Here is a 10316-nt window from a genome sequence, read left to right on the forward strand (position 1 = left end):
ACCAACGAATCTTTACCCTGCGCAAGCGCGGCGGAGAAAAGGAACTGATCGGTCTGCACACCCCGCCCTATGTCTACCCATTGCTGCTCAAGGGAGAGGACACCTGGGAAGACACCGGTCTGCCGTACAAGCAGCGGATGTCCGTGGCCCGCGCCTCCCTTGAGCAAGGGAAGTCGGTGATGCTGACCGCGCCATTATTGCCAGTGCCCGTTGCAACCAACTTTGACGCCGATGGCACGGTGGTCATGCCGGGAGCGGACTCAAACAGCGGTGTCTATCAGGTCAAGGACACACTGGCGCCCATCGATGCGGCCATTGCGATCAGCAATAAAGCCTGGACTCCCGCAAGCACTCGGCACACTCGGCTGGAGGCGATCGATGAGTCTGTCGCCTTCAAGCACGGACGCGACATTGGCAGCGTTCAAAAGGCCCTCAACGAAGGCAAGGAGATATCTGAAACCACCCACGTGTTTGCCGCCCGGGCGACAGACAACGGCAAGGTGCTGGTGACGCGTTCAGAAACGCCCTACGAGGCACGCATGCGCTTGCAAAGTGGAGGCAAGAACCAGGAGCACGAAGAGGCGCTGTCTTTTCACTCGGCCATTCCAAACAACCCTGAACATAGCCGGCGAGTGCTGGCGTATGACGTGGCGATAGGGGCGGGGGAGAGCGTGGATGATGTGACGTTTTATGCGTATTTGTGTCGAGTGGCGGATTGGCGGTTGGATTGGGAGAGAACTAGAGGGGATATCTACAGTGAGGAAGATGTGGATATTGACCTTCCAGACGAAGATGTGGAGGCACTCTATCTTCAAGAGGAGAGTAGTAATCGCGAGCTGATTAACTCAACAGTAACGTACCGAATAAGCGGTGCATTACCAACTACCGTCAAGGACAAAATGCCTTCTCTGGTAGCTACCCAGTCTCTGGCGGGACGCAAAGCGGGAATCCCCGTCAGCTTTGGAGAGACCGTCTGATGCGCCGCGTGCTTACGTACTGGTCTCTTTCCAGCCTGCTACTGACCAGTCACTTGACTCAGGCTGCTGAACCCGAGTTGACATCTATCCGTTGCTTTGCCAGTCCGGCCACGGCCGTGACGGCCTATACCTCAGCCAGGAAGGCTACCACCATGACTGTTGAACCTCGTTACCGTGCCCCCACTACTTCGCCGCAATTGGAAACTCTAGATGTGCTCAGCCTCGGTGTGAGTCTGGATGTTTTTCGTCAGGGGCAGATTTGGCAAGCATTGCAAGAGCAGAGTACAAAACAGACGGAGTCACTGCATGTTGGCAGTGTTCTGCCTACTGACCCGAAGCAGTATCCCCAGACTGCTGATGACAAGAATATGGCCTATGACAAACGGGAAACGGATGCATTGGAACTGGGGTTAAGGAACTTTCTGGAGAAGTGGCCGATTCCTACCGTCACTGTGGTTCGAAGTTGGAATCCTAAAACCCCGAACCTTCGCTTTACGCCCGAAAGAACTCGTCGCAGTTTGTCTGTCATGGTCAATGACATGCGAACACCCGCAGGGTTGCATTGGCACCGTATTCGTAGTTTTCAGGATGGCATTATCTGTAATGACACGCCTGAGGGGGTGATGGAGTCGCTGTTCCAGATATTCGAGAGTAGCCCCGATCTTCCTGCACTCTTGGTGTATGTCAATGAGGGAATAAGCATGGCTGGCGCTCTATCGAGCAGAGATGTCTCTTTGAAGTCGCTTGGGGCTGTCGCGGGTCCACGCCAGCCTGACAAGCTCACCGACGCAATGGTCGCCCTGGTCGTCGGCCGCCCCGAACGTGTCGAATGGCTGCGCTATTACGCCCCTTTCACCAAGGTCAACCAGAACAAGATCGATCCCGAATTCACAGGTTGGGGCTGGCGTAAACCGGCGGTGGAGTTCCAACCTTCAGAGTTCATCCCGCAGCCCTGGACCGAGCGCGCCTTTGAACAATGGGACGCCTTGCCGGTGCTGGCCAGGATTCATCGCCCGGTCACGGTTTCCCTGCAGCGCCCGGACAACGGCGAGCGTCTCAAGCGCGAAGCCTTGACCGCTCAATTGGCTGCTGGTTGGAAAAAAACCACTGATGCCGTTACACCAGCACCGACTCGGGTGTTCTACGACGGTGGCCTGAACAGCACGCCACTGGCCGAGCTGCTTCCTGCTCTGACTGCTGCCCGCAGCTCCCTGGACCTGCTCGATTCCCGCGAGGGTTACGACCTGACCCAGCGCCTGGGTGATACCGGTTCGGCGTCGCCCTTCGTGGGGATTGCCTTGGCCACCATGGCCAGTTACCTGAATGCCGATACCAGCGTGGTCATGCCCATGCGCCGTCAGGATCAAGCGACCCTCATCACCATCACCTCGCCGACACCTGGGCAAAAGCCCGTTGGCAACAAATTTGGCATCAACCTGATGCCCCAAACCGCCAGCAGTGATGACGGTGCCGCTGTAAAACCTGTAAATGCTGCTCCTGCGGTATCGCGGATGTCGGTTGTGGAAGAGGACTACACGCTGGAAGAGTTTCTGGCCGAGCTGAGGCCCAAGGACAATTGGATGGATGACCTTTAAGGTCGCTAAGGAGTGGACGTGGACATTATTCGACTTGGGGACAGTACCAATCATGGCGGCACTGTCGTTGAGGCATTCAGCCAAACCGACTTGAACGGTAAACCCATGGCGGGTGTGGGGCACAAGGTTGTGTGCCCGTTGTGCAAAGGGGTGTTTCCTATTTCAGAAGGCAGTGCGCTGTTGAATGTCGGTGGTATTGCGGTGGCCCTTGACGGTATGAAAACCGCGTGTGGCGCCAGCCTGATCGCGAGCGGTCCCAAAGCAAGCGCGACGCGTTAGCCGGGTAACGGCGTCGAAGTGTTCAAGAGCGCAGGGGCTGCTGGCGCTGATCGATGAGCCACGGTCACGGCTTATCAAACCGGGCCACGCTAGAGTGCCGTGGCGCTTGCCTTCTACTGAGCTGACCGCTCAATGGGTCATGCGTCGTAACGATGCCAGGGATGAGCATTGCGACTGTCGGGCGAAGTCGATCCCGTGATGCTGCAGGCAGGCGTCTTCATAGGCGATTTGGTCATCGTCAGCTATCGAGGACAGGTAGGCGTCTATAGGTTCGAAGCGGCGCTCTGGCGGTATATCAACCGAGAAGAGCGACAGGTTATGAGTCACTGAGCAGTGGGCACCCAACTGTTGCAGGGTCTTTATGATGTTGGCTTTGTCCCGTGCATTTTCAGCGAAGACTCTGAGGGTGGAGTGGCCTCCTTGTTGAATAATGACGGTAGCGATCAGCTCGTTGTTTTCCTGTCGCGTATCAATCAGGTCGCCTTTGCTGAGTCCATAAATGTAATAGGGCGTGTTGTCGACGAGGTAGGTGGTTTCGCCTTTCTTGATGCCCCACAGGGACTCGGCGGAGACGGGCGGATAACCGTCAGCATCCTGTTGCAGGATGAGGGTGATCTTGTGAAAGACGTCCTGGTGATGTTGCTTGATGTCCATGGTGTTTGCCCGCTCGAACCGGTCCAACAGTGGTGATAGCCGTTTTGCGCCGAAGAATACCTTATCCAATCGCTTCATCCGCACACAAAGCGGCGGCCACCTGGCGTGCGCCTCGTTGGGCTTCTGAACAATCCCGAGCCTGGAAGCGCTGTCGGGTGAGCCGACTGCGTTGGCCATCACATCGGGCGCACTTGGCGTTTGAATAATCTTGGGAATAATGCTGTGATTGCGCCCGTCGCGCCCCCCGGGTGGCCGCGCTTTTTTCAGAGATACAGTGAAATGGATAGCCAAGCAATGACAACCAGGACGTCGCAGTTGCCTCCCGGCAGCGACAGGCGCGAGCGCCTGGAGGGTATCGCAGCCCATACGGCGCTGGTGTTGGAGACCAACAACCTGCGTGGCGGCAAGGATGCACAGGAGGCCTTGAACAGCCTCAAGCGACTGATCGCACGCCTTGCCTTGCAGAGCTTGCCACTCCAGAGTTTTGCCCAGTGGGTCATCACCCACGACGGCCTCGATCCTGTGGCGCGCCAGGCCCTGTGTGCACTGGCCGGACGGGAACTGGACTTCGTCGAGATCGATACCCTCACCGGTTACTACGATGCCAAGAATGTCGGCTTCGACGCTGTCGATCAGGGGCGCTGCCAATACGTGGTCTTTGCCGATGCCGACTGCATTCCCTGTAGCCATTGGCTGGAGCAGTTGCTTGTGCCTTTCGCCGCGGACGACGCGCCGCTGGCAGTCGCCGGGCGTACCAGTTATGCGCCCAGCGTCGCCGGCAGCGCCCTGACTGCCATCGACTTCATGTACTTCCCCAGTCCCTTGCGCAACGGCGCCACGCGTAACTTCTACGCCAACAACGTAGCCTTTCGCTGTGACACCTTCGAGCAATATCGCTATGAGCCGCTCGACGGCATCTATCGCGCCCATTGCCAGGTCATGGGTCTGCGCCTGCAAGCGGCGGGCGTGGCGGTGGCCTATGCGCCAGGCGCCCATACCGAGCATCGACTGCCCGACAGCCATGGCGAAGTGCTCAAGCTGCGCTGGCTCAGGGGAGGTGACAGCGTCGGCCTGACCCCCTATCTGGTCCGCGCCTATATGCCGGGCTGGCTGCAATGGCTTGGGCGCAGCGGTCCGATCGGGCCGCTGTGCGTGATGCTCGGGCGCCTCGGCTACAGCCTGCGGGCCCTCAACCATCAGGACTTGCCGCCCTTGCGCGGGCTCCGACGCCTTGGGGCGATGCTGGTGGTTATCGGCATGTCGTTGCTCGACACCGCCGGCGCTGTGGTGCGTGGCATGGGCATCAGTGTCGGGCGTCGGAGCGCCGTTCACAGTGAAGCCTTGTCCTATCACCGCAACCTGGATTGATCCCCGTCGCGCCGTATCGTCGCACGCAGGCTGCGTGCTCACAGGACTCCCCCATGAAAACACCTTCGCTCGCTTCATTCGGCTACTCCCTGGCGTGCCTGGCACTGCTGGCATTGAGCGGCCAGGCCAATGCCGCGCCTTCCGAGTTCAGTGGTCGCGGGGTGTTTCACTTCGCCTCGGACAGTGGCTGCGCGACCGTCACCCGCAGCGCTGACCGCGACTGCAACCGGATTGCCCTGGATGTGGCGGATGCCCAGGCCAGCGTCGACCCGCAAACCCACGCCATCGTGATTGGCGCTGACGACCACCATGACAGCAAGACCGTGATCGGCGACGTGCTGCTGCACGGCAGTGGCATCGCCGCCGATGGCCAGCGCGTGCCGCTGAGCCTGCAGGTGCTGTTGCGGCGCTCGGGCTCCAAGTGGAAGTCCGACACTTATGTGCACTCGCCCGTGCGTGGCAAGTTCAGCGACATCGTCCTCGACCCCTATCAGATCAGCGTCCGTGAAGGCACCGCTGAGCGTGTGCTGTTCACCGCCGAGCAGGCGCGCAAGGTCCTGGCACAACCGTCAATCGCCGCGCAAGTGGCCAGCTACTTCGTGGTCGTGCGTCCCAGCGATGCCCGGAACCCGGCGGCCGACGACATCACCATCGGCCTGGGTGTCGGACGACTGTCCAAGTCGGTGATGCGTGCCAGCTTCAGCGCGGCGCAACCGGGCACTGGCGAACTGGATGCGTTGCTGGCAACGGGCACCTGGAACCTCAACCTGCAGGCCCTGAGCGGCAAGATTCCGTTGTGGGTGGTCCAGCGCCAATTGTTCGTGTTCGGCCTCGAAGACAGTCCTCTGCTCAAGGAGGTGCGCCAACGCGGCCTGAACAAGCGCGACGTCCTCGAGTTGGGGGCGGTCAACGGCAAGGGCTACCTGCGTTACAACGGCCATGAACAACCCTTTGCCAATGCCGGGACATCCGGAGCGGCCTTTATGCGTGACAGTTTTATCGGCCTGATCCTGGCCTGGCACCGCAGCCAGCAGGTGGCCACGGCCTCCGCCACTGCCCCGCAGCCCGCGCCATGAGTGTGGGTGAAGCTGCCGCCACCGAGGCGAACTTCAGCTGCCTGAGCATGCCTCAGGCCCAGGGCCTGGGGGCGGTGCAGGCGCGCCTGGTGGACCGCATCAAGCGCGCTGCGCTGCGGCGCCTGCACCGTAGCCCGCGCGGGGAGCGCTTGTTGTTGCGCATGTACCTGGCCGGCGAAGACGCCACCGAGCGCACGCTGTTGGAAGACTTGCTCCCCCAGTCGCCGCCTTGGCTCGAGCGTCAGGTGCAACAGCACCTGGCCGATGAGCGTCGCCATGTGACGCTGTTTGCCGACGCTTTGCGCGGCCTGGGCGACGACGGCTCGGTACGCCTGGAGCCGGACTGGCTCAGCCGGCGCAAGATCCGCCGCTGGCAGCGCCTGGCCCATCGCTATGCGGCACATTTCGAGCATGGCCTGCTGGTGCCGGCCTACGCCACCGGGCTCTGTGCCGAGCAGATGGCCCAGCGGGTATTGAGCCGTCACTGTGCGGTGATAGGTGCCGGGCATGAGCTGTATCCGCTGCTGTCTCGGGTCCTGGCCGACGAGAAGGCCCACGTGCGCTTGTGCGAGAACACCTTGCGCCGCATTGTCGCGCCCCATGAATCGGCACACCTGGAGCTGTTGCTCCAGGACATTCGTGCAGTGGATGCCAGTTTTGGCGTGACCGGCGCCCTGGCCATGTACATCGCCGGTTGGGCCCTGGGCGGTGTGGGCAGCGCGGCCCGATGAGCCAACGGATTCTTTACCTGGCGACCGCCGATGCCCGTGGCCACCTGATGCGTGCGCAGTTGCTGGTACATGCCCTGCGCGAGGCGGGAGCCCAGGTCGAGGTGCTGACGACCTCGGAGCAGGGGCAGCACTTTCTGCAACGCTTCGGCATCGAGGCCGAGCTGCTGTCCAGGCACTATGCGGTGCAGTTCGACAGCGAGCAGAACATGCTGCGCCAGGCCACCAATCGCAATGTCGCCCATTACCTGTTTCGTCCCGGGCGGATGCTGCGGGACATTCTCCATCTGGGGCGCAGGCTGCGCAGTGTGGATCTGGTGATCAACGACTCCTTCCATCCGGCGCTGCTGTACATGGGCATGCTGCCGGGATGGCGACGCAAGGTCGTGCATGTGTACGGCGCGAGCCTCAAGGTGGCGCTGCTGAACAATTTCGCGGGCATGTGGCCGCGTCAGTTCGGGCGGTTGTTCGGCTGGATTGTCGACCGTCAGATCAACGCGGCGCGAGCCCGCATCGAGCATGATTTCGCCTATGAAGTGGACGACGCCCAGGCGCCGTTGCTGTATCGCCTGCCGACCCCGGTGGCCCTGGCGGCGGTGATGCCGGAACCATCGGCCCCTGGCGCTGCGGTGTACCTCAATCCGCATTTCAGCGAGCCCAGCCTGGCCGATGCCTTGAGTGCGGGCCTGGAGGACGCCGGCCTGGACGGGCATCGGGTGGGCGAGGGCTATGCCGGGCGCCATGGCTGGCTCGGGGTCGATCCGCACTGGGCCAGTCACGCCGCCCAGGCCCGGCTGATAGTGTCGGCGCCGGGCATGGCGGCACTGTCCATCGCTCGGGTCTATCAGCGGCCGATCATCCTGGTGCTCAGCGATCAGCCCGAACAAACCAGCAATGCGGCGCGCGCGGCCCAGCTACAGCTGCTGCATCGAGTGGTGACCTGGCGCGGCGACGCCGCGGATTTTCGTCGCCAGATGGCTGAGGCGGCGCAGCAATTGACCGCAGCGGCGGGGGCCGAGTCGACAGCGGCTGCAGGGCGGGCGCGGGCCCAGGGGCGGATCGACGCCTGGGTCAGCCGCCTGCTCAGCCTGTGAGCGCGCCGCTGTGGGCCCTTATCCAGCCCTGCACCCGCTAAGCGAGCAGCCATGAGCCATCCCTTGCCCAGCCCGACCCCGAGAGCCAACTATCGACAGGCGCTGGTTGCGCTGCTTGGACTGTTGCTGGGCCTGAGCATTTTCATCGGCCTGCAGCGGCTGATCACGCCGCGCTACATCTGGGTCACGCCGCTGGACGAATGGATTCCTTTCATTGCCCAGTCCTGGTGGTTGTATGTGCTGTTCTTTCCCTTCGTACTGCTGGCGGCGACCTACGCCAGTGGCGAGGCGTTCAGGGCGTTCAAGAACGCCACGGGGATGGCTTTCGCCATCGCCCTCCTGTGTTTCTGGCTGTTCCCCGAACACCTGCCCAGGCCCGACCTTGGCAGCCTCGACAGTGCCTTTTTGTATCAACGCCTGAGCCGCATGTGGCAACTGGACCTGGCGTCCAATGGCTGCCCCAGCCTGCATGTGGCGGTGACGTGCCTGGCCTGCCGCGCGCTCTGGTCCCATCCGGGAAAATGGCTGATCGGTATCACCGGCCTGTTGATCTGCCTGTCGACCCTGACCCTCAAGCAACACACGCTGCTGGATGTCGCGGGCGGCCTTCTGCTGGCCCTGGCCTGCGCCCTGGCCAGCCAACGACAAGGAAGCCATGCCCGTGTCCCAGCCTAATGCCCGCGCCGGCGACAATCAGGCGCTCAATGCCTTTGTCCCGGCCGCTGAGCTGTTTGTCCTCAAGCCCTGGATCGGGATGCTGGCGCTGTTGGCCGATTGGGCCCTGATCGCCGCTGCGTTCGTCTGTGCCGCACGCTGGCCGCACCCGGTCACCTACCTGTTGGCGGCGCTGATCATTGCCCGCAGCCAATTGGCCCTGGCGGTGATCATGCATGAGAGTGCCCACGGCCTGCTCCTGCGCCGGCAGGCACTCAATGATTGCGTGGGGCAGTTGTTGGCGGCTGGCCCGCTGTTTCTTTCCATGGCCACCTACCGCGCCGGCCACCTGAAGCACCACCGGCAACCGATGCTGCATGACGACCCGGTGATGGCGGTGTTTGGCATGGGGGACTACCCGCTGCCTCGGGGCAAACTGGCCAGGCGCTTGCTGGCGGATCTGTTCGGGGTGGGCTACTTCATCAGTGCCTGCAAATTTGCTCGGGGCGACTACCGCGCTGTCATGCCCAGGGTCGAGAAGTCCGCGGGGCTGGTGTTCTGGGAGATCTGTTCAATGCTGCTGGGCAACGGCGTGTTGTTCGGCTTGCTGAGCGCATGCGGGCACCCCTGGCTCTACCTGGGCTTGTGGTTGTTGCCGGCCATTACTTTGCTGCCCTTGATGGGGCGGGTCCGGGCGTTGATGGAGCACGCCGGATTGCCCGCCCATGCCGACCAGAGCCAGAACGCCCGAAGCATCGTGCGTCCGAACTGGCAGACCTTCTTCTTCGGTCCCCATGGGATTCACTACCACATCGAGCATCACCTCTATGTGCGCGTGCCGTTCTACCATTTGCGCCGTTTGCATGAGCAACTGGCCGCGCAGCAGTTGCTGCCAGCCGGGAATCTCTATGGCGGGTACATCGGCGTATTGCGGGATCTCAGCTATCCGGCGTTGAAGCCACCGGCGGCCTGACGGCTCACGGCGTCCGCGCTCCCATCCCCCGGACGTTGATCGAGGCTATCGGGAGACAGGTGTAGAGGGCGCTGGGCAATCAGCCGGAACAAGACCATCGGACCCGCCATTGCGGCGGGGCCGACCGGGGCGTCAGAGCTTGGGCAGTTGCCCGATACGCCCGACCATCTCGGTGACGATCTGCAAGTCCAGGAGGAACTGGTCCACGGTCTTGAACTCGTTGTCGGTGTGGCCGGTGTACTTGACTTCGGGCCGCGCCAGGCCGAATTGCACGCCGTTGGGCAGTTCATGCACCGAGGTGGCGCCGGCGGAGGTGCCGAACTTGTGTTCCATGCCCAGGTTCTCGCTGGCCACTGCCAGCAAGGCCTTGACCCATTCGCCTTCGGGGTTGCGGTACATCGGTGCGGCGATGGAGGTGTCGAGCTTCACCGCCACCTGGGTCTTCTTGCTCCAGGCTGCCAGCTTGTCGGTGATTTCAGCCTTCAGCACGTCCGGGGTCTTGCCTTTGGGCACCCGCAGGTTGACCGCCAGCTTGAAGGCCTTGTCATCCACGCCGACGAAGGTCGGGGACGTGGTCAGCGGGCCCATGAAGGCGTCGGCGAAACCGATGCCCAGCTTGTTCCCCAGGTAGTCCAGGCCCCAGTTGTCGGCGGCGTAGCGGGCACCGTCGGTGAACGCGTTGTGCTTGAGGGCGACCTTGCCGTCGAGGCTGTTGATGAAGTCCAGCATCCGCGCCACCGGGTTGACCCCGGACTCGGGTTCGGAGGAGTGGGCGGACACGCCGGTGACGGTCAACTGCACATCCTTGCCCACCACCTTGGCGGCCACCTGGAAGTTGCCGCCGTTGGCCTTGGCATAGGCGGCGCCGGCTTGCTGCAGGCTGGCCACCAGTTCGGCGGGTGTGTCGGTCTTGAGGGT

At 62.3% G+C, this 10316-nt stretch carries 11 protein-coding genes; 9 read left to right on the forward strand and 2 right to left on the reverse strand.

Annotation, left to right across the window (positions count from 1 at the left end):
• From BLX41_RS01465 to BLX41_RS01475, 3 genes are all read left to right on the forward strand, one after another.
• Positions 1-977, forward strand: a 977-nt coding sequence (locus BLX41_RS01465; RefSeq protein WP_123723476.1) for an effector protein Tle3 domain-containing protein, incomplete at its 5' end; no start/stop codon positions are given.
• On the forward strand, positions 977-2572 hold the full coding sequence (locus BLX41_RS01470; RefSeq protein ID WP_123723477.1) for a type VI lipase adapter Tla3 domain-containing protein: 1596 nt from the start codon (positions 977-979) through the stop codon (positions 2570-2572). The genes BLX41_RS01465 and BLX41_RS01470, both read left to right, overlap by 1 nt.
• A gap of 18 nt (positions 2573-2590) precedes the next feature.
• The gene (locus BLX41_RS01475; protein ID WP_123723478.1) at positions 2591-2851 is read left to right on the forward strand and encodes a PAAR domain-containing protein; all 261 of its coding nucleotides are present in this window, start codon (positions 2591-2593) and stop codon (positions 2849-2851) included.
• Between the two features lie 129 nt (positions 2852-2980).
• On the opposite strand, the gene BLX41_RS34150 is transcribed toward BLX41_RS01475, so the two are convergent.
• Entirely contained in the window at positions 2981-3796 is an 816-nt protein-coding gene (locus BLX41_RS34150) for a DUF4265 domain-containing protein (protein WP_259744303.1), read from the reverse strand.
• Between the two features lie 3 nt (positions 3797-3799).
• On the opposite strand from BLX41_RS34150, the gene BLX41_RS01485 reads away from it, so the two are divergent.
• The 6 genes from BLX41_RS01485 to BLX41_RS01510 are packed head-to-tail and all read left to right on the forward strand — an operon-like array spanning position 3800 to position 9398.
• Positions 3800-4873 carry a glycosyltransferase family 2 protein gene (locus BLX41_RS01485; RefSeq protein WP_259744304.1) on the forward strand — a complete coding sequence of 358 codons (1074 nt, stop codon included), beginning with the start codon at positions 3800-3802 and terminating at the stop codon, positions 4871-4873.
• Between the two features lie 53 nt (positions 4874-4926).
• Positions 4927-5949: a hypothetical protein gene (locus BLX41_RS01490; RefSeq protein ID WP_123723480.1), complete on the forward strand. Its 1023-nt coding sequence runs from the start codon at positions 4927-4929 to the stop codon at positions 5947-5949.
• Positions 5946-6680 carry a hypothetical protein gene (locus BLX41_RS01495; RefSeq protein WP_123723481.1) on the forward strand — a complete coding sequence of 245 codons (735 nt, stop codon included), beginning with the start codon at positions 5946-5948 and terminating at the stop codon, positions 6678-6680. The genes BLX41_RS01490 and BLX41_RS01495 overlap by 4 nt, the downstream gene beginning before the upstream one ends.
• Positions 6677-7771, forward strand: coding sequence for a glycosyltransferase family protein (locus BLX41_RS01500; protein WP_123723482.1), 1095 nt, complete (start codon positions 6677-6679; stop codon positions 7769-7771). Before BLX41_RS01495 ends, BLX41_RS01500 begins: the two co-directional genes overlap by 4 nt.
• A gap of 51 nt (positions 7772-7822) precedes the next feature.
• Positions 7823-8446 carry a phosphatase PAP2 family protein gene (locus tag BLX41_RS01505; protein ID WP_123723483.1) on the forward strand — a complete coding sequence of 208 codons (624 nt, stop codon included), beginning with the start codon at positions 7823-7825 and terminating at the stop codon, positions 8444-8446.
• Positions 8433-9398 (forward strand): fatty acid desaturase family protein, encoded by a 966-nt coding sequence (locus tag BLX41_RS01510; protein ID WP_123723533.1) that lies wholly within the window; start codon positions 8433-8435, stop codon positions 9396-9398. The genes BLX41_RS01505 and BLX41_RS01510 overlap by 14 nt, the downstream gene beginning before the upstream one ends.
• A 132-nt stretch (positions 9399-9530) precedes the next feature.
• Here the strand turns inward: BLX41_RS01510 and BLX41_RS34155 are convergent.
• A partial coding sequence (locus BLX41_RS34155) for a peptidase dimerization domain-containing protein (RefSeq protein ID WP_259744306.1) occupies positions 9531-10316 on the reverse strand: 786 nt, incomplete at its 5' end.

The organism is Pseudomonas protegens (assembly GCF_003732485.1).
In the GTDB taxonomy this organism is placed as follows: Bacteria; Pseudomonadota; Gammaproteobacteria; order Pseudomonadales; family Pseudomonadaceae; genus Aquipseudomonas; species Aquipseudomonas protegens_B.

What these genes read in the sequence shown, in the direction of transcription:
- BLX41_RS01470 (WP_123723477.1), top strand. Translation starts at nt 977, where the DNA reads ATGCGCCGCGTGCTTACGTACTGGTCTCTTTCCAGCCTGCTACTGACC.
- BLX41_RS01490 (WP_123723480.1), top strand. Translation starts at nt 4,927, where the DNA reads ATGAAAACACCTTCGCTCGCTTCATTCGGCTACTCCCTGGCGTGCCTG.
- BLX41_RS01495 (WP_123723481.1), top strand. Translation starts at nt 5,946, where the DNA reads ATGAGTGTGGGTGAAGCTGCCGCCACCGAGGCGAACTTCAGCTGCCTG.
- BLX41_RS01500 (WP_123723482.1), top strand. Translation starts at nt 6,677, where the DNA reads ATGAGCCAACGGATTCTTTACCTGGCGACCGCCGATGCCCGTGGCCAC.
- BLX41_RS01505 (WP_123723483.1), top strand. Translation starts at nt 7,823, where the DNA reads ATGAGCCATCCCTTGCCCAGCCCGACCCCGAGAGCCAACTATCGACAG.
- BLX41_RS01485 (WP_259744304.1), top strand. Translation starts at nt 3,800, where the DNA reads ATGACAACCAGGACGTCGCAGTTGCCTCCCGGCAGCGACAGGCGCGAG.